Consider the following 19832-nt stretch of genomic DNA (forward strand, 5'->3'; position numbering starts at 1 on the left):
GATCAGGAGGCGAGTACTTCGGTCAGGTGCTTCTCGACGTACGGGAGGATCTCCTCGACGGTGACGTCACGGCCGAGTTCCTGGCTGATCGAGGTCACCCCGGCATCGGCGATCCCGCACGGCACGATCACCTGGGACCAGGACAGGTCGCAGTCACAGTTGAGGGCGAACCCGTGCATGGTGACCCCGCGCGAGACCCGGATCCCGATCTGCCCCAGTTTGCGGGCCGGTTTGCCGTTTTCGGCCGGTAACCACACGCCGCTGCGGCCCGCGACCCGTGCGACGTCCAGTCCGACGTCGCGGCAGCTGCTGATCAGCACCTCCTCGACCTGCCGGACGTAACTCACCACATCCAGGGGCTCGGCGAGCCGCAGGATCGGGTAGCCGACCAGCTGTCCGGGACCGTGCCAGGTGATCTTGCCGCCGCGGTCGACATCGACGACCGGGGTTCCGTCGAAGGGGCGCTCGTGCGGCTCCGTGCGCTTGCCTGCGGTGTACACCGCTTCGTGCTGGAGCAGGAGCACCGTGTCCTCACGGTCGCCGTCGGCGACCTGCTCATGGACCTCGCGTTGCAAGGCCCACCCCTGCTCGTAGGGGACCAGTCCGGGCAAGTGCTCGAAGTGCATCGCGCCAGCGTACGCCGACCTCTGGTTCGATGGGTCATGACCTTTGACCGGGCGCTCATCAGCCGCATCTTCTGGGTGCTGGTCGGCATCGCGCTGATCGGCCTCGGCTCCGCGACGTTGCGCGTCGCGGGTGTCGGTGTCGATCCGTACACCGCGGCCAACATCGGCATCAGCCACAAGCTCGGCCTGGACCTGGGCGCCTACCAACTGATCAGCAACGTCGTGCTGTTCCTCCCGATGCTCATCTGGGGGCGCAAGTACATCGGCCTCGGGTCGATCCTGAACATGGTCCTCACCGGCTTCTTCGTGCAATGGTTCACGGCGCTGCTGGATCCGGTGATCCCGGACCGACCGGCGCCCTGGCTGATCACCGTGCTGTTCGCGGTCGGCATCGCCGTCTTCTGTCTGGGGGCGGCCCTGTACATGCAGGCCGGATTGGGCACCGCGCCGTACGACGCGCTGGCCCCGATGATCGTCGATCACTCGACGGCGCCCTACCGGGCGGTCCGTGGGTCGCAGGACGTGTTCTTCCTGCTGGTCGCCGTGGTCTTCCACGGTCAGATCGGACCCGGCACCGTGGTCACGGCGTTCTTCACCGGCCCGTTGATCCAGTACTTCACCCGGACGGTGACCGAGCCGCTGATGCGTAAGGCCCAGGCGGCCGATGCGGCACACGCTGCCCGCCACCCGGTGACGGCGCGCAATCATTTCTGAGCCCGGTTCCCCTGCTCTTCAGCACTGTGGATAACTTCTGCGGGCACGGGGTGCCGACCGGCACGCTGGGCGGGTGACTTCCGACGAACCGACCATCCCCGGCTATGAGATCGTCCGTCAGATCGGTGCGGGCGGCAGCTCGACGGTGTGGGCCGTGCGTCGCCCGGACGGGGTGCGCCTGGCGGTCAAGGTGCTGCGCGAGGACCAGCGGCGGCCGGAATCGGCATGGTCGGCAGAAGTAGAGCACGAGCACCTGCTGCCGGTCTGGGACACGGTGATCGGCCGGTGGGACGACCGCGACGTGACGTGTCTGGTGATGCCGCTGGCCGAGGGTGGCTCGTTGCAGGACGTCCTGGATGTCCGAGGGCATTTGACGGTGGGGGAGATCGTGACGGTCCTGGTGCCTCTCGCCCAGGCGTTGCATCACCTCCACTCGGTCGGGTTGGTGCACGGCGACCTCAAACCGGCCAACGTGCTGCTGACGGCTGACGGTCGTCCGCTGCTCGCGGATCTGGGCGCGGCTCGGCTTCCGGTGGACGTGGCCGACAGCGAGGTGTGGGCTACCGATCGGTGGTCAGCACCGGAGGTGCTGCAGGGCCAGCCGGCCGACGCGGCCAGTGACGCCTACGGGCTCGGCGCGATCGCCTGGGCGTGTGCCACCGGATCACCTGCGCCGCCGGCCGCACTGCGTCCGCTGCTGGCTGACGAAGCCACCCACCTGCCGCAGGGGGTCTGTGACGTGATCACCGCGTGTCTGTCGCACACGGCGGCTGCCCGACCGTCGCCGGCAGAATTCGCCGATCTCATCTGGTCCTGCGCGTCCGCCGAGCCGGCGCCGGTCGCGCTCTCACCCGGTGCCCGTACGGCGATGCCCGTGCGCGACCCGGGTGACGAACTCACCCGCCGGCTGCGATCCCAGGCCCGTACGGCAGTGCTCACCGAGCCCAACGAGCGCACCAGCCGTCGGTGGCGCCGACGGCCGGTTGAGTCGACCCCGGTAGTGCCGATCCAGCCGGCCGTCCCGGGAAGCCGTCGCCAGGCGCGCGCGGTCGCCGGTCGGCCAACCCGACGGCGTGGTTGGTGGCTGGACCGCCGGATCTGGGCAGCAGCCGGGCTGGCGGCCTGCACGCCAACGGGTGCGATCGCGCTGCTGGGACCCGCTCAGTCGGCGCCCACCCCTCCTGCCGTCCGGGCGGTGCCAACGACGTCCGCTACGGTCACCACAGCGTCCTCGCCGTCGGCGGGTGCGCGATCCCTGTCGACCGCGACGGGCAACCCGCTGCCGGATCCGGTCGCAGCCCTGCAACGCCTGCTGAGCGCACGAGCAGTTGCCTGGAACCACGGTGACACCAGCGCCCTGGGTGGTGCCTTTGCCGCGAATTCGACTGCCTGGCAACGCGATAGCGGCGACATCAAGACGGTGGTCAACCGGTCGGCACACTACAGCGGGCTTGCCTTCCGGGTGCGAGAAGCACAGGTGACCTCGCGCGCGGCGGATCGGGCGAGTGTGCGGGCGCAGGTCGTACGTACGGCCGCGACCGTGACGGTGGGCGGCACCCGCCGCGTGGTGCCCGAGCAGATCAGCACGGTGGATTTCGAGCTGGTGCGCACGGCCGCGGGCTGGCGGATCAACGATTGGCGCAGTTCCTGACGATCAGGTGAGGAGCAGCGCCGCCAACCGTCGCCGCACGATCGCCGTACCCAGCAGACCCAGGGCGATCAGGTAGACCACGGAAACCGCCGACGCCCACGTGACGTGTCCGGTGGTCAGCTCCCGGCACAGCACCACGCCGCGATACAGCGGAGTGCACTGCACGATCCATTGCAGCCAGGCTGGGAAGGCGGACAGCGGGAAGAACGTCGCTGAGAACAGGAACATCGGCAACGTGGCGAGCGTGATGTATTCGAAGTCCTGCCAGGACCGCATCCAGGTGGTCAGACCCATCGCGATCGCCGCGAACGCGAAGCCGATCAAGAGAGCAGCCGGTAGCGCGAGGATGGCCAACCACGAGTCGATCAACCCCATCGCGGCCATCACCAGCAGGAACGCCGCGGAGTAGATCCCGCCGCGCAGCAGCGCCCAACTGATCTCGCCACGTGCGATGTCGGACGGTGTCCGCGGCGTCGCCAGGATCTGGTCGTAGAGCTTGGCGTAGCGCAGCCGGAAGAACACGTTGAACGTCGCATCGAAGAGGGCGCCGTTCATCGCGGAGGCAGCCAGCATGCCCGGCGCGACGAACGCCGCGTAGCGGATCAGATGCCCGTCGACTTCGAAGCCGGGGATGAGTTTGCCGACGCCGATGCCGATCGAGAACAGGTAGAGCACCGGCTCCAGGAATCCGCTGACGAAGACCAGCCAACTGCGCCGGTAGACCAGCAGGTTGCGGTAGACGATGGTGCCGGTCGCTTCGAGTGCGGACAGTTTGCGGCCGGTGACGCGGGTTGCGGTGGGCGCGATCACGGACATCAGCGCACCAACCGTCGGCGCAGGAAGCGCACGGACAGCACCGTGAACGCGACGGCCACCACCAGCAGGTAGAGCAGATGCCACCAGGCACTCGGGCGCCAGGTGTCCAGGGTCGCCATCCGGGTCAGTTCCACGCCCTGCCACAGCGGCGAGATCTTGGCCAGGTGCTCCAGTGCGGTGGGCAGGTTGTGGATCGGGAAGAAGGCGCCGGAGAAGAGCACCAGCGGCATCACGACCAGCCGGAAGATCAGCGAGAACCCGCTCTCGTTCTTGAGCAGGCAGGACACGGCGTACATCGGGGCGACGAACGCCCAACTGATCAGCAACTGCACCGCGAAGGCCGCGAAACCCCCTGCGACGCTTGAGATCACCCCGAACGGTGCCATCACCAACACGAACACCGCCGAGCTGATCGCGATCCGCAGCATGATGAAACTGAAGTGGGCCGCGACGATCTCACCGACGCCGATGGGGGAGGCGAGCATCGAGAAGTAGGTCTTGTCCCACTTGATCGCGCCCATCACCGGATAGGTCGCCTCACCGATCGCCAGTTGCATCGACTGGGCGGCCAGCAACCCGGGCACGACGAAATCGAGGTAGCTGCTCGCGCCGTCCAGCGTCGCAGGATCGCTCTTGATGAAACCGCCAAGGAAGACGCCCATCGCCGCGACGTAGAGAAGCGGGTTCAGGAACGAGGTGACGATGCTGCCGCGCCAGGTGCGCCGAAGGACCGTGAGCCAGTAGTCGGTCAGCCGGGCGGTCAGGGCCCAGGGGGAGGCGGCCGGGACGGTGGACATGCTCAATCCACCAGGCTGCGGCCGGTCAACCGCAAGAAGACGTCCTCCAGCGAGGCACGGCGCACCAGGGTCGCCGTCGGGTGCAGGCCGCGCTCACCGACTGCGGCCAGCACCTGCTCGCCGTTGTCGGTGTAGAGCAGGAGCCGGTCGGGCAGCACCTCGATCCGGTCGGCCAGGCCGTCGATCTGATCGGCGTACGCCGCGTGGTCGACAACCCCGAACCGCACCTCGGCGACCTCCCGGCTGGCGTACTGCGCGATCAGAGCCGCCGGCGTACCCTCGGCCGCGATGCGGCCCTGGTCCATGACCACGAGGCGGTCGCACAACTGCTCGGCCTCGTCCATGTAGTGCGTGGTGATGACCAGGGTCACTCCCTGCTGCTTCAGGCGGAACAGCTTGTCCCACAGGACATGTCGGGCCTGCGGGTCCAGACCGGTGGTGGGTTCGTCCAGGAGCAGGAGTTCGGGGTCGTTGACCAGCGACCGGGCAATCGTCAGTCGGCGCTTCATCCCGCCGGACAGGTCGTCGACTTTGGCGTCGGCCTTCTCGGTCAACTGCGCGAAGTCCAGGAGTTCGTCGGCCTTGGCGCGAACCTGTTTGCGTCCGATCCCGAAGTAGCGGCCGTACACGATGAGGTTCTCCCGGACGGTGAGTTCGTTGTCCAGGGTGTCGTCCTGCGGACAGACGCCGATCCGGGCTCGGATCTGCGAACCGTGGGTAGCCGGATCCATGCCCAGAATCCGCAGCTCGCCGCTGGTCACGGGAGAGACGGCGGCGATCATCCGCATCGTGGAGGACTTGCCCGCGCCGTTCGGCCCGAGGAAACCGAAGGACTCTCCGCGGTCGACCGCCACGTCGATACCGCGCACGGCCTCGAAGCCGCCGAACGATTTGTGCAGTCCGCGGGCGCGGATCATCACCTCAGGCAACGCCGACATGCTAGCAATCTAGCAGTACGGCGGGGTGCGAGGTCACGCGGTACGGGCCAACCATTCGGCGACCGTATCAACTGTGTCCGACACCCACTGGAACCCGTTGTCCTGCAGCACTTCGGGAGCGATCTTGGCGCTGGTGAGGACGTCGCTGGCGAACTCGCCGAGCACGGCGTGCAGGGCGAACGATGGCGCCGGCAGGACGGCTGGACGGTGGTACGCGGCGCCGAGGGCTTTGGCCAGTTCTTTCTGCCGGGCCGGTGTGGGCCCGACCAGATTGACCGGCCCGGTGATCTGCGGGTTGTCCAGCAGGAACAGCATTGCGGACACGTGATCGGGGAGGGCGATCCACGGGAACCACTGGCGTCCTGAGCCCAACGGACCGCCCAGCCCCCATTTGGCCAGCGGCAGCATCCGACTGGCCGCACCTCCGTCCGGCGCCAGCACGATTCCGGTCCGCAGATACGCGGTGGGAGCACCGGCCTGCACCGCGGGATCCGCTGCGTGTTCCCAGTCGCGGACCACACCAGCCAGGAACCCTTCGCCGGAGTCACTGCGCTCGGTCAGTCGCTGCTCGCCACGGTCACCGTAGAAGCCACTCGCCGATCCGGACAGAAAGCGCACGTGCCCGTCGAGTGCGGCGACGGCCGTCGCGATCGTGGTCGTGGCATCGACCCGAGAAGAGCGGATGAGCTGCTTGTACTCGGGGGTCCACCGCTGATCACCGATCCCGGCTCCCGCGAGGTTTACGACGGCTGAAACACCCTGCAGCGCTTGCAGATCGATCTCACCGGCACCGGGGTCCCAGGTGACTTCGTCGGCTTCCCGGCCCGGTCGACGTACCAGCCGGATGACCTCATCGCCCCGGTCGCGCAACGCATGACACAGCGCGCTGCCGATCAGTCCGGAGGATCCGGTGACGGCAACGCGCTGTGGCATGCGTTCAACCTAAGCGGCTCAGACCTCGAAGGCACCCTCCTCGAGGCGGGCCTTGATGGTGGTCAGGAAGCGGGCAGCGTCCGCTCCGTCCACGATCCGGTGGTCGTACGACAGGGCCAGGTAGACCATCGACCGGATGGCGATGGTCTCGCCACCGTCGGCGTCGCTCTCCACGACCGGACGCTTGACCACGGCGCCGGTGCCCAGGATGGCGACCTGCGGCTGGTTGATGATCGGCGTGTCGAACAATGCGCCCCGGCTGCCGGTGTTGGTCAGCGTGAAGGTGCCACCACCCAATTCATCGGGGGTCACCTTGTTGTCCCGGGTGCGGCTGGCGAGGTCGGCGATCCGGCGAGCCAGGCCGGCGATGTTGAGGTCCCCGGCGTTCTGGATGACCGGCACGAACAAGCCCTTGGGGGTGTCGACCGCGATCCCCAGGTTCTCGCTGCCGTGGTAGACGATCGAGTCGTCCTCGACGCTGGCGTTCACGACCGGGTAGGCCTTCAGCGCCTCCACCGTCGCCAGCGCGAAGAACGGCAGGAAGCTGAGCTTGATCCCCTCGCGGCGCTCGAACTCGGCCTTGCTGCGTGCGCGAAGCCGGGCGATCTTGGTCACGTCGACCTCGACCACCGTGGTCAGCTGCGCCGATGTCTGCAGGGACTCCACCATGCGCGTCGCGATGAGCTTGCGCATCCGGCTCATCTTCTCGGTGGTGCCGCGCTTGGCCGACACCGCAGCAACCGTGCCCGACGCGGCCGGAGCAGCGGCGGGTGCCGCTGCGGGAGCCGGCTCGGGTTCTGCGGGCGCTGCAGCAGCCTGCTTCGCGGCTTCCGCCGCGGCGAGGACATCCTGCTTGCGGATCCGGCCACCGACACCTGAGCCGGTGATCGTCGACAGGTCGACATCGTTCTCGGCAGCCAGCTTGCGCACCAACGGCGTCACGTAGCTGGCCGCGTCGTCAGTCGCCGCCTTCTGCGGTTCGGCCCCGGCCGCCGTACCCACCGGTTCGGGTTCCTTCGCCGGCTCGGCCGGTGCGGCGGGCTCCGGCTTCTTCGGCTCCGGTGCCTTGACCGGCTCGGCCTCGGGCTCCTTGGCCGCTTCTGGTTCGGGTGCCTCTTGCGCTGGCGCCGCCTCGGCGGGAGCCGCTTGCGTCGGTGCCTTCTCGGCGGGCGCCGCAGCGCTGCCGCCGACGATGGCCAGGTCGGCACCCACCGGCACCGTCTCGTCCTCGCCGACCAAGATCTTGGTCAGCTTGCCCGCCACCGGAGAGGGGATCTCGGTGTCGACCTTGTCGGTGGACACCTCCAGCAGCGGCTCGTCCACCGCCACGTCATCACCCTCGGCCTTCAACCAGCGGGTGATGGTGCCTTCGGTCACGGACTCACCCAGTGCCGGCATGGTGACGGTCTCGCCACCTGAGACCTCGCCACCTTCTGATCCCTGCGCCGGTGCGGCCTGCTCCGTGGAGGGGGCCACCGGCTCGGCCTCGGCCTGCGGTTCCGCGGCTGGCTCCTGCGCGGACTCCGTTGACTGCGAGGCAGATTCGGCAGGTGCATCATCTGCGGGGGCGGCGTCACCGTCGCCGACGACCGCGAGGTCGGCACCGACGGGTACCGTCTCGTCCTCCTCGACGAGGATCTGTTGCAAGGTCCCTTCAACCGGAGACGGGATCTCGGTGTCGACCTTGTCGGTGGAGACTTCCAGCAGCGGCTCGTCCACCGCCACGTGATCGCCCACCTGCTTCAACCAACGGGTCACCGTGCCCTCGGTGACCGACTCTCCCAATGCGGGCATTGTCACGCGTTCAGCCATGCTTCCCAGTCTCTCCGATCTCTCCCAGCCCGCGCACGCGGGGTCCGTGACGTGGTCAACTCACGACGAGGACGGTCACAACCGGCAGGGCCGCACGCCTCGTCGCGTCGCTGTCCGCTTACCGCGATTGTGTCACTGGCAGCGCGCAAATGGCTGGTCCGCCCAGCGGCGGGCATGCAAGAGTGGCCAGAAGGAATCCATCCACCGGGAGGTGATCGAGGTGGCCAAGACCCCTCAGGCACGCGATGAAGATCAGGACCCGCAGGACGCGGAGCAGACGTCGAGCACGCCGGCCGACGAAGCCAAACGCAAGTTCCGTGAGGCGCTCGACCGCAAGCACGCCCACGGTGGGCGTGACGTCAGCGCCGGAGGATCGGACAGCAAGGTGCACGGTTCGCATCGCGCCGAGACCAGCGGGGCGCAGCAGATGTTCCGCCGTAAGTCCGGCGGCTGACCGAGCGGTGTCGTGAGCGTCTACATCGACGACGCCTTCATCGACGCGACGGTGGGCGGCGCGGACCGACGCTTCCGCTCGCGATGGTGCCATCTGGTCGCGGACAGCACCGCTGAGCTGTTGCAGTTCGCTGCACGCCTGGGCCTGGACGAGCGGTGGCTGCAGCGCCGCGGCGAACCCGGCGAACACTTCGACATTCCGGAGCCACGTCGCGAAAGCGTCGTGGGCGCCGGCGCCGTTGAGATCTCCTGGCGCGAGAGTGTCGCGTTGGTGCGAGCGCACCGAGCCGGCGAGACCTTCGATCTCGCCGGCCTGCGCGCCCTGGATCAGTCGGCCAGCGACTCGGCCAACGCGACCACCGTGCGCACGCCGTGGCCGGTGCCACCGGCGGGGGTGTAGCCGTAGGGTGCCTTGTCGTTGAACGACGGACCGGCGATGTCCAGGTGGGCCCACGGGATCTGCGTTCCGCCGACCTCGCCGACGAACTCCTGCAGGAACAACGCGGCCGTGATCGCACCACCCCACCGCTCACCGGTGTGCTTCACATCGGCGATCTGTGAGTCCAACGACGGACGAAGCTCCTGCAGCAGGGGCATCGGCCACATGTCCTCGCCGGTCGCCTTGGCGGCGCCGATCACCTGATCGACGATCTGGTCGGTGTTGCCGATCACCGCGGTGGTGCGACCACCGAGCGCCACCATCGCGGCGCCGGTCAGGGTGGCGACATCCAGCATCAGGTCGGGCTTGACGCTCGAGCCGATCGCCAAGCCATCGGCCATCACCAGGCGGCCCTCGGCGTCGGTGTTGATGATCTCGACCGTCTTGCCGTTCGGCATGGTGACCACGTCGCTCGGGCGCTGGGCGTCGGCGCCGGTCATGTTCTCCGCCAGGCACAGGTAGGTCGTCACGGCGATCGGCAGGCCGAGGGCAGCGATGGCACCCGTGGCAGCCGCCACTGCTGCGGCTCCCGCCATGTCGCTCTTCATCGTGAGCATCCCGTCGGCCGGCTTCAGGCAGAGCCCGCCGGAGTCGAAGGTGATGCCCTTGCCGATCAACGCGATGTGCGCCTTGGCGCGGGCCGGCTTGTAGGTCAGGGTCACCAGGCGCGGGGGACGGGCCGAGCCACGACCCACACCGATCAGACCGCCGCACTGCTGGCGCTCCAACGACTTCTCATCGGCCACCCGTACGGCGACCTTGCTGCCGGTGAAGTGTTTGCGCGCCTCCGCAGCGAAGGAAGCCGGGTAGAGGTCCAGGGGCGGAGTGTTGACCAGGTCGCGCGCCCAGCTGACCTGATCGGCGACGGCAATCGCTCGTGCGAGCACCTTGCGCGCGGCCGCGCCCTTGGCGTCCGCGGTGACGACCGTGAGCCGCCCCACGGGGGCTTTGGCGTCCTTGCTCTTGTACGTCGTGAAGGAGTACGCGCCGAAGAGCGCGCCTTCGGTGGTGGCAGCCAGCAACGCCGGCGTAGCGCTGGGGAAGAGCAGCGCCGCGTGCGAGGTACCGGCCAGTGCCCGCGCAGCCGAGCCCGCCGCGCGACGGACGGATTCCGCGTCGTCGTCTCCGGGGACGGCGCTCAGACCACTGCCGACCACCAGAACGAGCGCCTGCGTGCCGGGCACCCCGGTCACCTTGATGATCTCGTCGGCGGCACCCGATGCACCGACTGCGGTCAGGTGCGCGTCCAGATAGCTCAGCGCCTCCGGGGAGAGCCACTCGACGGGAACGACACCCGCTGCCTTGTCCTGCTGGTAGGACAAGGCCACCAGGGTCGCGACGGCCGGTCGGGTGGGGATGCGGTCGGACAGACTGATCGAGGTCATGAAGCGGATTCCTTCGCGTGGTCGGGTGATCGGTTCACCGCGCAGGTCTGCGGCACTCCCGGTAAAGATACGCCGCGGTCTTCGATACCGTTCGGGCATGACTCTCGCGCATTCTCCGCTGCATGACCGCCACGTTGCCCTGGGCGCCAAGATGGCCGACTTCGGTGGCTGGGAGATGCCGATCGAATATCCCGGTGGGGAGTGTTGCGTGAGCACCAAGCGGTGCGGGAGCGGGTCGGCATCTTCGACGTGAGTCACCTGGGCAAGGCGCGCGTCGCCGGACCGGGGGCTGCCGAGTTCGTCAACGCAGCCTTCACCAACGATCTGCGTAAGGTCGCACCGCCGAAGGCGCAGTACACGATGTGCCTTGATGAGGCCACCGGCGGTGTGGTCGATGACCTGATCCAGTACTTCGAGGCCGAGGACGACGTCTTCCTCGTCCCGAACGCCGCGAATACGAGCGAGGTCGTCCGACTGCTGGAAGCCGCTGCGCCGGAAGGTGTTTCGATCACCAACCTGCACACCGACTACGGCGTGATCGCCGTCCAGGGCCCGAGGAGCACCGAGGTGGTCGCGGCTCTGGGGCTGCCGACCGAGTTGGATTACATGTCCTTCGAACGGGCCGACTGGCAGGGCCGCGAAGTCATCGTGCTGCGCTCGGGCTACACGGGCGAGAAGGGCTACGAGCTGGTGCCCCGGTGGGACGACGCGCCGAAGCTGTGGGATGCCCTGATCGAGGCCATGGCGCCGTACGACGGCCTGCCGGCTGGTCTGGGCGCGCGCGACACCCTGCGCACCGAGATGGGCTATCCGCTGCACGGCAACGACCTGTCGATGCAGATCACCCCCAACATGGCGCGGGCCGGTTGGGCGGTCGGTTGGAAGAAGGACACCTTCTGGGGCAAGGAAGCGTTGGAGGCCCAGAAAGCGCGCAAGGACTACCGCCTGACGTGGGGACTGCTGGCCACCGGCCGCGGGATCCCGCGAGCGCACTGCGCCGTCCTTGGCGCGGACGGGCAGGTGATCGGCGAAGTCACCTCCGGCACCATGTCGCCGACTCTGAAGCAGGGCATTGCCCTGGCGCTGCTCGATCGCGGCGTCGCTGAGGGCGACGAGGTGACGATCGACGTCCGGGGCCGGGCGCTCCCGGCAACCGTGGTCAAGCCGCCGTTCGTGACGCCGCACGTGAGCTGACGCGCTCGGCGTCCGTCAGTCGTCCGTCAGTACGGCAGCGCGGGAAAGGCCGACAGATCCACGGCCCGGCCACCCAGGAGGAGGACGGCCCGGCTCAGGTGGTTGGACAGCACGGTGTTCGCCTGGCCCAGAGCGTCCTGCAGCGCGCGATCGATCGGTGTGTCGGCGGCCACCATCAGGCCGAGTTCGCGGCTGATCACCACCGCGTCGTAGGGCAGGGCCGACAGCAGGGCCGCGAGTTCGAGACTGGCGTCGGTGACCACCGCCGCCGCCTTCTCGGGCGCTTCCCAAGCACCGGCTGCGGTGATCTTGCCGGTGACCCACGCTGGCAGGTTGTCGACCGCGACGGCGTTGCGGGAGTAGAGGATCGAGCGCACCAGGTCGGTGGAGTCCTCGGCCACCCAGCCCTGCGGAGTCGAGTCCAGGGCGGGTGCCGTGACGGTGCTGATCGTGGGGGAAAGGGCCGGGTCCGCACCGTCGGCGACCGGGCGGAGCACTCGGGTGCCGTCGCCTGGAAGCAGCGACTCGGCGTACCGGCTCACAGGGGTGTGCACCCCGGCGAGGACGAGAGTCGTGGTCACGGGGACGAGCGTAGCGCGCGGATTGGACGCCGCCAGGATCGCCCGCACGGTTGCGATACCCTGGCCACCTGCTCAGGTCCGTGATCCGAGCAGGCACGGTGGATGGGGAAGCCGGTCAGAATCCGGCGCTGGTCCGCAACCGTAGGTGGTCTCACGACCACGAGCCGGGATACCAGCCATCGCGCAGCAACTCACACCCGTCGAGATCTGCGGGCCGAGTTCCAGGCTTTCCGCCCAGAATCAGGTCAGGCAGAGGACCTTCAGGAAGGCCTCATGCATCCCACCACCGCCGCGCGCCGCGCCGGCATGTTCGCGATCCCCGCCGGCGTTCTCGCCGTCACGCTGGCGTTCGGACCTCCCGCATCGGCCGCGGACAGTACCGAACCGGGCCACCCGGCCTCTCGCTACCTGGCGCTGCGCATCGCCGACGGGGGCGGGCGACTGTTGTATGACCCCTACCAGGGCCAGCAGTACGACAACCTCGGCGGAACCGCGGACGCGATGATGGGCATGATCGCCAACGGCACGAGCATGATCGCGGTCAAACAGGCCAGGGACTACCTGCAGAAGAACGTCGCCAACTACATCGGCAGCGGCACCGAGTTGTACGCCGGTGCGACGGCGAAACTCCTGCTGGCCGTCGACAGCTCCACCAGCCGGGTCGACCCCACTCCTTCCGTGCGCAACTTCGGTGGCGTCGATCTGGTCGCCCGGCTGCAGAGCCTGCAGACCGAGAGCGGCCGCTTCAGCGACCAGTCCAGTTATCCCGACGGCGACTACTCCAACGGCATCACCCAGTCCCTGGGGATCCTGGCGCTGTCCAAGGTCGGTATCAAGGCACCGACGACGGTCGCCTACCTGCTCAAGCAGCAATGCAGCGATGGCGGTTTCGACCTCACCCTGGACGATCCGAAGGGCTGCACCAGCGACCCGGACACCACCGGATACGCGGTGCAGGCGTTGGTGGCGGCCGGCAGTGATCGCGCCGCGGTCACTCGGGCCACCAACTACCTGGCCGCCGCGCAGAAGTCGAGCGGTGCGGTCGGAAACGGTCAGACCGGAGTGGCGAACTCGACGGCGCTCGCGGCAATGGCCTTCTCAGTCGCCGGGGACACCGCCCGGTGGAGCAAGGCCCGCAGCTACCTGTTCAGCCTGCAGTACCCCTGCAGTACCCCGCCGAAACTGCGTGGTGCCATCGCCGCCAACGCGCAGATCCGGGCCAGCAAGATCGCCGAAGGTGCCAAGGCCAAGCCGGACCAGTCCGATGACGTCGCCACCGGGCAAGCGCTGGTCGCGATGGCGGGTGCGAACTACATCACGTTGGACGCGAACCTGGCCGTGGGCGCGATTCCCGCGGACGAGTGCGCTGCGACGCCGCCTGCGACGTCGGTGACCCCGCCGCCGTCATCCTCGGCAGCGTCGTCGACGTCAGCGGTCAGTTCGTCCTCCGCAGTGACCGGACCGCCGGTCGTCACCGACGGTCCTGAGACCGGTGCTCCGGGGGCAGAGGGTGTGGCCATCGTGCTGCTGGGCGCTGTCGCCGTCGGCGCCGGTGGCCTGTCGGTGGCGCGCCGCGGCCGTGGCCGTCACACCCGATGAGGGGCGCTCTGCGGACGTCCCTCGCGGTGTTTGCCGCCGTGGTGGTGGCACTGGCGATGCTTGTCTGGCAGGCTCCCGCGAGCCGGGCGGCGGCCTGCGCCACGACCACCAGCGGCGTGACGGTGGTCGTGTCCTGGAACGGTGTGGACGGCAAGAGCGGGGTCACGGTCCGATGCGCCCCAGGCAGCCCGTCGTCGGCCTGGTCTGCTCTGCAGTCGGCTGGATTCAGCGCGGCCGGGGTGCAGCAGCAGCCGGGTTTCCTCTGCCGGATCAACGGCTCGCCGGCCAAGGACCCGTGTGTGCGCACCCCGCCCGCATCGGCCTACTGGGCGTTGTGGGTCGGACCGGCGGGCGGCTCCTGGCGGTACAGCTCACTCGGGGTCGCCAGCTACGTTCCGGCGCCAGGGACCGCGGTCGGATTCAGCTTCGGCGCCGGGGCCCAGCCGGGCATCAAGCCGCCCGTGGTCAGCTCGGGCGGGAGTTCGCAGCCGACGACCACACCGACTCCCAAGCCGACGGCGACATCCAGCCCTGCGCCCAAACCCACCTCGAGTCCGCGGCCGTCGTCGACGCGGCCCTCAGCAGCCGTTCCCACCCGGACGCCGAGCTCCAGCAGCACCGCGGATCAACCGCACAGCGGCCCGAACAGCCAAGGAGCACAGGCCAGTTCGTCATCCGCACGTACGTCGAGTGCAGGCTCGAGGAGTACCTCGAGTTCGGGCGGGGCCACCGATGAGTCCGCCACGGCGTCGACGACCTCGTCGAGCACGGTGTCGTCGAGCAGTTCCGCGGCGCACACCAGCGACGGCCCGTCGAGCACGCAATCCAGCAGCACTGCAGGTGGTGCAGCTGCTGCCGGCTCTCCGGCGAGCACATCATCCGCCTCGGGCAGCGGCACGCCGATCGCGGTCGGTGCCGGCGTCCTTGCGGTCGCCGGGCTTGGCGGGGCCGGCATCGTGGCTGCCCGTCGCCGTCGCGGCTGAGCGTTGATCGGTGGCACGGTCTCTGCACGCGGCATCACTGGCCCGCTCCCTGCATCCAGGAGCCTGGTGGGTGTGGGCGATCTGTGTCGCGGCGGCGGTCAGTCAGATCACCAACCCGCTGCTGCTGGCGATCGCCATGGCCGCAGTGGTGTTCGTGGTCATGTCGCGCCGGACCGACGCCCCCTGGGCACGTGCCTTCCGGTGGTACATCTACCTCGGGCTCTTCGTCATCCTCACCCGGGTGATCCTCTACATCCTGGTGGGCGCGAAGACCGGCGACGTGGTACTGGTGAGGTTGCCGACCATCACCATGCCCAGCTGGGCGGCCGGCATCCAGCTGCTCGGCCCCATCAGCCTCGACGGTCTGGTCGTGGCGGCCTGCGAGGGTCTGCGGCTCGCAGCGATGTTCGTGTGCTTCGGTGCAGCGAACGCCCTTGCGAACCCGCGCCGACTGCTGCGGCTGCTGCCCTCAGCGTTGCGCGACGTGGGCACGGCGGTCGTGGTCGCGGTCAGTGTGGTGCCGTCCTTGGTGCTCGGGGTCGGCCGCGTCACCCGGGCCCAGCAATTGCGCGGCGACCTACGCGGCGGGATCCACCGCATCCGCCGGGTCGGGCTGCCATTGATGGAGGAAACCCTCGAGCGATCGTTGGCCCTTGCGGCAGCGATGGATTCGCGCGGCTACGGTGCGTTGCGTGAGCAGTCCCGGACCAGCCGGCTGATCACCGGCGCGGTGACCTTCCTCGGTTTGATTGGTGTGTGCGTGGGCTTGTTCGGGCTACTGGACCAGGGTGATATCCCGGTGAAACTCAGCCTCGGTTTGTTGATCGGGGGACTGGGGCTGGGCGTGGCGGGTGTCGCGCTGGCCGGCCGCCGGAGCCCGGTGACGATCTATCGACCCGACCCGTGGGGCATACCCGAGGCATTGACCCTGGAGTGCGGATTGTGGACCGTAGGCCTGGTGTACGCCGCCCTCGACGCGCACCCGGAGGCGGCGGCGATGCCAACCTCACCACTCGGCGTACCTGGTGTGCCGTTGTTGGCCCTGGCTGGATTCCTGGTCGCCGCGTTGCCCGGGGTCTTCACCCCGGATCCGATGAGCGCCGGACGCGAGGTGGTGGGCACATGAACGAGATCGTGCGGTTCGACCGGGTCAGCCTGGCCTATGAGGGTACGCACACGCCGACGCTCATCGAGGTGGATCTGAGTGTGGAGATGGCCGAACTGGTCCTGATCGTCGGACGCACCGGTTCGGGTAAATCGACGTTCCTCACCGCGATCAACGGACTGATGCCGCACTTCACCGGCGGCACGGTCACCGGCACCATCACGGTGGCCGGGCGGAGCACCGCCGAGCACCGGCCCCGAGACCTCGCGGACGTCATCGGCTATGTCGGGCAGGATCCGGCGGCCAGCTTCATCACCGACACGGTCGAGGAGGAACTCGCCTACGGGATGGAGCAGCGCGGGCTGGCCCCCGAGGTGATGCGCAAACGGGTCGAGGAGACCCTCGACGTCCTCGGCATCGCCGAGTTGCGCAACCGGCCCCTGAGCGACCTGTCCGGCGGGCAGCAACAACGCGTGGCGATCGGGGCGGCCCTGACCATGCAACCGCAGGTGCTGTTGTTGGACGAACCGACCTCCGCGCTGGACCCCAACGCGGCCGAAGACGTCCTGGCGACCATCACCCGACTCGTGCACGACCTGGCCGTGACCGTCATCGTGGCCGAGCACCGGATCGAACGCGTCATCCCGTACGCCGATCGCGTCATCCACGTGGGCACCGACGGTCGGGTGCGGATCGGCGAACCGGCCGCCATCATGGCTGTTTCGGATGTGGCACCGCCCCTGGTCGAACTCGGTCGACTGGCAGGGTGGACGCCGCTGCCGTTGTCGGTGCGCGATGCTCGGCGGCAGGCCGGCCGGATGCGTGCAGCCGCCGCGGACATCGCTGCACCCCTGCCGAAACCCGCGAGCAGCGCCCCGATTCTGACGGCCAGGAGCATCGGGGTCACCTACGGGCGGGTCCCCGCCGTCCGTGGGGTGGATCTGGAGTTCTTCCCCGGGCAGGTCACCGCCCTCATGGGCCGCAACGGGTCCGGCAAGTCCTCGCTGCTGTGGGCGCTGCAGGGCAGCGGTGCGATGGATCACGGCAGCGTGCGGGTCGACGGGCAGGACCCGCGCTCGTTGTCGGCGGGAGCGCGCCGCGAACTGGTCGGCCTGGTCCCGCAAACCGCCGCCGATCTGCTCTACCTGGCCAGCGTGGGTGCGGAGTTGCGGGCGGCGGACAGTGCCGCCGGCGCGGCGCAGGGCACTGCGCGCGCGCTGCTGGATCAGTTCGCCCCGGGCGTGCCTGACGACCGGCATCCGCGGGATCTGTCTGAGGGGCAACGGCTTTCGCTGGTCCTGGCGATCCAACTCGCCGCCCGGCCGCACGTCGTACTTCTGGATGAACCCACGCGCGGGCTCGACTACGACGCCAAGGCAGCCCTGCGCCGGACCGTCCGCCGGCTTGCCGATGAGGGTGCGGCGGTGCTGATCGCCAGCCACGACGTGGAGTTCGTTGCCGCCGCCACCGATCGCGTCGTGCTGATGGCCCAGGGCGAGGTGATCGCCGACGGTTCCACCCCGGACGTCGTGTTGGCCTCGGCGGCCTACGCACCGCAGATCGCCAAGATCATGGCACCCGTTCCGGTCCTCACCCTCGAACAGGTCGAGCCGCTGGTGGTGGCGTCGCGATGACGGCCGCGATCAGTCTCAAACCACGGTCGCTGGCCGCGATCGCCCTGGTCAGTGCCGTCGGCGCCTTCGGCTTCCTGTGGCCGCTGTTCGTGGCCCCCGGATCGGTGCTGGCGCAACACGCCCGGGACGCGCCGCTGCTGTTCGGACTGCTCCTGCCGCTGCTGCTCGTGGTGCTGCTGGCGGAGGTGTCCGAGGGCGGGATCGACGCCAAGGCGATCGCGATGCTCGGTGTGCTCAGTGCTCTGGACGCGGCCATCCGGCCGCTGGGTGCCGGCACGGCAGGGATCGAGGTGATGTTCTTCCTGCTGGTCCTTGCCGGTCGGGTGTTCGGAGCGGGTTTCGGCTTCGTGCTGGGGGCCACCAGCATGTTCGCCTCCGCGCTGCTGACCGCCGGGGTAGGACCCTGGTTGCCGTTCCAGATGCTCGGCGCCGGCTGGGTCGGACTGGGAGCCGCGTTGCTGCCGCGCTGCAAGGGCTGGGCCGAACTGGCGCTCCTGGCGGCGTACGGCGCGGTGGCCAGTCTGTTTTACGGATGGGTCCTGAACATGTGGTTCTGGCCGTTCGCCACCGGCGGTGACACCTCGATCAGTTTTGTCGCGGGCGCTCCGCTGGGGGAGAACCTCACCCGGTTCGTCGCGTTCAACCTGGCGACCTCGTTCGGTTGGGATCTGGGCCGCGCCATCACCACGGTCACCCTCATCCTGCTGACCGGTGTACCCGTCCTGGCGGCACTGCGCCGGGCCGCTCGCAAGGCCAACTTCCGGCCCTCGGTGAGCTTCGAGTCGTGACCGATCAGGGCCCGCGCGTGCCTGCCGGTGCCGGCTGTGGTTGAGTATGGCTCCCAGAGGCCACCCGCACCTCTGTCTTTCCGTAGCGGCCCACGTTGATCCAATCCGGCCCTACGCTCGATGCACGTGCGTTAGTTCTCCCTTTGGAAGGTCCCCTTTGTCATGGCTTCGGCGCCTGCTGACCCCGCATCCACGTATGACTTCGATCCGGCAGACCCGGTCTTCGTAGCCCACGAGGGCGGCAAACTCGGGGTTGTCGCACGCACTCCGCTGCGCGACAGCTCCGACCTGTCGGTCATCTACACCCCGGGCGTCGCGCAGGTGTGCCGGGCGATCGCCGCGGATGCCACGCTGTCCATGCGCTACACCAGCCGCAGCAACACGGTGGCCGTGGTGAGCGACGGCACCGCAGTGCTCGGCCTTGGCAACATCGGGCCGGAAGCAGCGATGCCGGTCATGGAGGGCAAGGCGGTGCTGTTCAAGCACTTCGCCGACGTCGATGCCGTCCCGGTCTGCATGAACAGCGGCACGGTCGAGGAACTGGTCGATGCGATCGCCCGGATCGCCCCGACGTACGGCGGCATCAACCTGGAGGACATCTCCGCGCCGCGGTGCTTCGAGATCGAACGCAAACTGCAGGAGCGGCTCAACATCCCGGTGTTCCACGACGACCAGCACGGCACGGCCGTCGTCGCCTACGCTGCGCTGATCAACGCGGCCAAGGTGACCGGGCAGGAGTTGAAGAAGCTACGGGTGGTCGTCGGCGGTGCCGGTGCAGCGGGCGTTGCGATCACCGACATCCTGCGTCGCTCGGGCATCCCGGACGTCGTCGTGTGTGACACCCGCGGGGTGGTGGAGCCCTACCGGACCGACCTGAAGGACCACAAACCGCGACTGGCGATGTCGACCAACCCACGCGGTGTGCGCGGCACCCTCGGCGACGCGCTGCGTGACGCCAACGTCTACATCGGCGTATCCGGCGGCACCGTGCCGGAGGAATTCATCGCGACCATGGCGCCCGGGCCGATCATCTTCGCGCTGGCCAACCCCGACCCCGAGGTGCATCCCGACATCGCGCACAAGTACGCCAGTGTCGTGGCCACGGGTCGCTCGGACTTCCCGAACCAGATCAACAACGTGCTGGCGTTCCCCGGGATTTTCCGTGGCGCTCTCGACTCCGGCGCCCCGGCGATCACCGAGTGGATGAAAATCGCTGCGGCGCAAGCGATTGCGGGCCTGGTCGAGAATCCCACCGCGGACAAGATCGTGCCGTCGCCGTTCGACGAGCGCGTGGCACCCGCCGTCGCCGCGGCCGTGGCGGCGCACGCCTGAGCTCAATCGCTAGCACGTACGACATCGCTAGCACGTACGACGAGGGGCTGGG

General features: G+C 68.7%; 19 protein-coding genes, 1 pseudogene and 1 riboswitch. Of the genes and pseudogenes, 10 read left to right on the forward strand and 10 right to left on the reverse strand.

Annotated elements, in window-relative coordinates; translation table 11 throughout:
• Positions 1 to 2: 2 nt before the first annotated feature.
• Positions 3 to 626, reverse strand: a complete 624-nt coding sequence (lipB, locus tag DR843_RS04425) for a lipoyl(octanoyl) transferase LipB (RefSeq protein WP_109684285.1) — start codon at positions 624 to 626, stop codon at positions 3 to 5.
• A 36-nt stretch (positions 627 to 662) separates the two neighbouring features.
• On the opposite strand from lipB, the gene DR843_RS04430 reads away from it, so the two are divergent.
• Both DR843_RS04430 and DR843_RS04435 read left to right on the forward strand, forming a co-directional pair.
• The gene (locus tag DR843_RS04430) at positions 663 to 1340 is read left to right on the forward strand and encodes a YczE/YyaS/YitT family protein (protein WP_109684286.1); all 678 of its coding nucleotides are present in this window, start codon (positions 663 to 665) and stop codon (positions 1338 to 1340) included.
• A 73-nt stretch (positions 1341 to 1413) separates the two neighbouring features.
• A complete protein-coding gene (locus DR843_RS04435) occupies positions 1414 to 2991 on the forward strand; it encodes a serine/threonine-protein kinase (protein ID WP_109684287.1) in 1578 nt (525 codons plus the stop codon).
• A 3-nt stretch (positions 2992 to 2994) separates the two neighbouring features.
• On the opposite strand, the gene DR843_RS04440 is transcribed toward DR843_RS04435, so the two are convergent.
• Genes DR843_RS04440 through sucB form a run of 5 tightly spaced genes read right to left on the reverse strand, consistent with a single transcriptional unit; the run spans position 2995 to position 8287 of the window.
• The gene (locus DR843_RS04440) at positions 2995 to 3807 is read right to left on the reverse strand and encodes an ABC transporter permease (RefSeq protein ID WP_109684288.1); all 813 of its coding nucleotides are present in this window, start codon (positions 3805 to 3807) and stop codon (positions 2995 to 2997) included.
• Positions 3807 to 4604 carry an ABC transporter permease gene (locus DR843_RS04445; protein ID WP_109684289.1) on the reverse strand — a complete coding sequence of 266 codons (798 nt, stop codon included), beginning with the start codon at positions 4602 to 4604 and terminating at the stop codon, positions 3807 to 3809. The genes DR843_RS04440 and DR843_RS04445 overlap by 1 nt, the downstream gene beginning before the upstream one ends.
• Before the next feature lie 2 nt (positions 4605 to 4606).
• Positions 4607 to 5542, reverse strand: a complete 936-nt coding sequence (locus DR843_RS04450; RefSeq protein WP_109684290.1) for an ABC transporter ATP-binding protein — start codon at positions 5540 to 5542, stop codon at positions 4607 to 4609.
• A 33-nt stretch (positions 5543 to 5575) separates the two neighbouring features.
• Positions 5576 to 6475, reverse strand: a complete 900-nt coding sequence (locus DR843_RS04455) for a TIGR01777 family oxidoreductase (protein ID WP_109684291.1) — start codon at positions 6473 to 6475, stop codon at positions 5576 to 5578.
• Positions 6476 to 6493: 18 nt separating this feature from the next.
• Positions 6494 to 8287 (reverse strand): 2-oxoglutarate dehydrogenase, E2 component, dihydrolipoamide succinyltransferase, encoded by a 1794-nt coding sequence (gene sucB / locus DR843_RS04460; protein ID WP_109684292.1) that lies wholly within the window; start codon positions 8285 to 8287, stop codon positions 6494 to 6496.
• 220 nt (positions 8288 to 8507) lie between these two features.
• Between sucB and DR843_RS20500 the strand changes: the two genes are divergently transcribed.
• Positions 8508 to 8741 (forward strand): DUF5302 domain-containing protein, encoded by a 234-nt coding sequence (locus tag DR843_RS20500; protein WP_109688425.1) that lies wholly within the window; start codon positions 8508 to 8510, stop codon positions 8739 to 8741.
• 12 nt (positions 8742 to 8753) lie between these two features.
• Positions 8754 to 9140 (forward strand): DUF4031 domain-containing protein, encoded by a 387-nt coding sequence (locus DR843_RS04470; protein WP_109684293.1) that lies wholly within the window; start codon positions 8754 to 8756, stop codon positions 9138 to 9140.
• On the opposite strand, the gene DR843_RS04475 is transcribed toward DR843_RS04470, so the two are convergent.
• A complete protein-coding gene (locus DR843_RS04475; RefSeq protein ID WP_109684294.1) occupies positions 9068 to 10564 on the reverse strand; it encodes a leucyl aminopeptidase in 1497 nt (498 codons plus the stop codon). The two genes, DR843_RS04470 and DR843_RS04475, sit on opposite strands and share 73 nt — an antisense overlap.
• 97 nt (positions 10565 to 10661) lie before the next feature.
• Between DR843_RS04475 and gcvT the strand changes: the two are divergent.
• A pseudogene (gene gcvT, locus DR843_RS04480) lies at positions 10662 to 11758 on the forward strand (glycine cleavage system aminomethyltransferase GcvT).
• Between the two features lie 26 nt (positions 11759 to 11784).
• Here the strand turns inward: gcvT and DR843_RS04485 are convergent.
• On the reverse strand, positions 11785 to 12339 hold the full coding sequence (locus DR843_RS04485; protein WP_170119740.1) for a bifunctional adenosylcobinamide kinase/adenosylcobinamide-phosphate guanylyltransferase: 555 nt from the start codon (positions 12337 to 12339) through the stop codon (positions 11785 to 11787).
• A 57-nt stretch (positions 12340 to 12396) separates the two neighbouring features.
• Positions 12397 to 12534, forward strand: a riboswitch (cobalamin riboswitch).
• 78 nt (positions 12535 to 12612) lie between these two features.
• Here DR843_RS04485 and DR843_RS04490 point away from each other — a divergent pair.
• Positions 12613 to 13938, forward strand: coding sequence for a prenyltransferase/squalene oxidase repeat-containing protein (locus tag DR843_RS04490; protein WP_109684295.1), 1326 nt, complete (start codon positions 12613 to 12615; stop codon positions 13936 to 13938).
• A 388-nt stretch (positions 13939 to 14326) separates the two neighbouring features.
• On the opposite strand, the gene DR843_RS04495 is transcribed toward DR843_RS04490, so the two are convergent.
• On the reverse strand, positions 14327 to 14557 hold the full coding sequence (locus DR843_RS04495) for a hypothetical protein (protein ID WP_109684296.1): 231 nt from the start codon (positions 14555 to 14557) through the stop codon (positions 14327 to 14329).
• Between the two features lie 6 nt (positions 14558 to 14563).
• Positions 14564 to 14893 carry a hypothetical protein gene (locus tag DR843_RS04500; RefSeq protein WP_146202482.1) on the reverse strand — a complete coding sequence of 110 codons (330 nt, stop codon included), beginning with the start codon at positions 14891 to 14893 and terminating at the stop codon, positions 14564 to 14566.
• A gap of 38 nt (positions 14894 to 14931) precedes the next feature.
• On the opposite strand from DR843_RS04500, the gene DR843_RS04505 reads away from it, so the two are divergent.
• From DR843_RS04505 to DR843_RS04520, 4 genes are all read left to right on the forward strand, one after another.
• Positions 14932 to 16047, forward strand: a complete 1116-nt coding sequence (locus tag DR843_RS04505; RefSeq protein ID WP_109684298.1) for a CbiQ family ECF transporter T component — start codon at positions 14932 to 14934, stop codon at positions 16045 to 16047.
• A complete protein-coding gene (locus tag DR843_RS04510; protein ID WP_245933985.1) occupies positions 16044 to 17660 on the forward strand; it encodes an ABC transporter ATP-binding protein in 1617 nt (538 codons plus the stop codon). Before DR843_RS04505 ends, DR843_RS04510 begins: the two co-directional genes overlap by 4 nt.
• Positions 17657 to 18448: an ECF transporter S component gene (locus DR843_RS04515; RefSeq protein ID WP_109684299.1), complete on the forward strand. Its 792-nt coding sequence runs from the start codon at positions 17657 to 17659 to the stop codon at positions 18446 to 18448. The genes DR843_RS04510 and DR843_RS04515 overlap by 4 nt, the downstream gene beginning before the upstream one ends.
• A gap of 162 nt (positions 18449 to 18610) precedes the next feature.
• Positions 18611 to 19780 carry an NAD(P)-dependent malic enzyme gene (locus DR843_RS04520; RefSeq protein WP_109684300.1) on the forward strand — a complete coding sequence of 390 codons (1170 nt, stop codon included), beginning with the start codon at positions 18611 to 18613 and terminating at the stop codon, positions 19778 to 19780.
• The last annotated feature ends 52 nt before the right edge of the window (positions 19781 to 19832 follow it).

The sequence above is a fragment of the Branchiibius hedensis genome, from assembly GCF_900108585.1.
GTDB classification, from domain to species: Bacteria; Actinomycetota; Actinomycetes; order Actinomycetales; family Dermatophilaceae; genus Branchiibius; species Branchiibius hedensis.

Excerpts from the sequence above, each read along its gene's own strand:
- DR843_RS04475 (WP_109684294.1), bottom strand. The coding sequence starts at position 10,564 with ATGACCTCGATCAGTCTGTCCGACCGCATCCCCACCCGACCGGCCGTC.
- DR843_RS04490 (WP_109684295.1), top strand. The coding sequence starts at position 12,613 with ATGCATCCCACCACCGCCGCGCGCCGCGCCGGCATGTTCGCGATCCCC.
- lipB (WP_109684285.1), bottom strand. The coding sequence starts at position 626 with ATGCACTTCGAGCACTTGCCCGGACTGGTCCCCTACGAGCAGGGGTGG.
- DR843_RS04520 (WP_109684300.1), top strand. The coding sequence starts at position 18,611 with ATGGCTTCGGCGCCTGCTGACCCCGCATCCACGTATGACTTCGATCCG.
- DR843_RS04430 (WP_109684286.1), top strand. The coding sequence starts at position 663 with ATGACCTTTGACCGGGCGCTCATCAGCCGCATCTTCTGGGTGCTGGTC.
- sucB (WP_109684292.1), bottom strand. The coding sequence starts at position 8,287 with ATGGCTGAACGCGTGACAATGCCCGCATTGGGAGAGTCGGTCACCGAG.
- DR843_RS04510 (WP_245933985.1), top strand. The coding sequence starts at position 16,044 with ATGAACGAGATCGTGCGGTTCGACCGGGTCAGCCTGGCCTATGAGGGT.
- DR843_RS04450 (WP_109684290.1), bottom strand. The coding sequence starts at position 5,542 with ATGTCGGCGTTGCCTGAGGTGATGATCCGCGCCCGCGGACTGCACAAA.
- DR843_RS04455 (WP_109684291.1), bottom strand. The coding sequence starts at position 6,475 with ATGCCACAGCGCGTTGCCGTCACCGGATCCTCCGGACTGATCGGCAGC.
- DR843_RS04445 (WP_109684289.1), bottom strand. The coding sequence starts at position 4,604 with ATGTCCACCGTCCCGGCCGCCTCCCCCTGGGCCCTGACCGCCCGGCTG.
- DR843_RS04515 (WP_109684299.1), top strand. The coding sequence starts at position 17,657 with ATGACGGCCGCGATCAGTCTCAAACCACGGTCGCTGGCCGCGATCGCC.
- DR843_RS04440 (WP_109684288.1), bottom strand. The coding sequence starts at position 3,807 with ATGTCCGTGATCGCGCCCACCGCAACCCGCGTCACCGGCCGCAAACTG.
- DR843_RS04500 (WP_146202482.1), bottom strand. The coding sequence starts at position 14,893 with ATGCCGGCCCCGCCAAGCCCGGCGACCGCAAGGACGCCGGCACCGACC.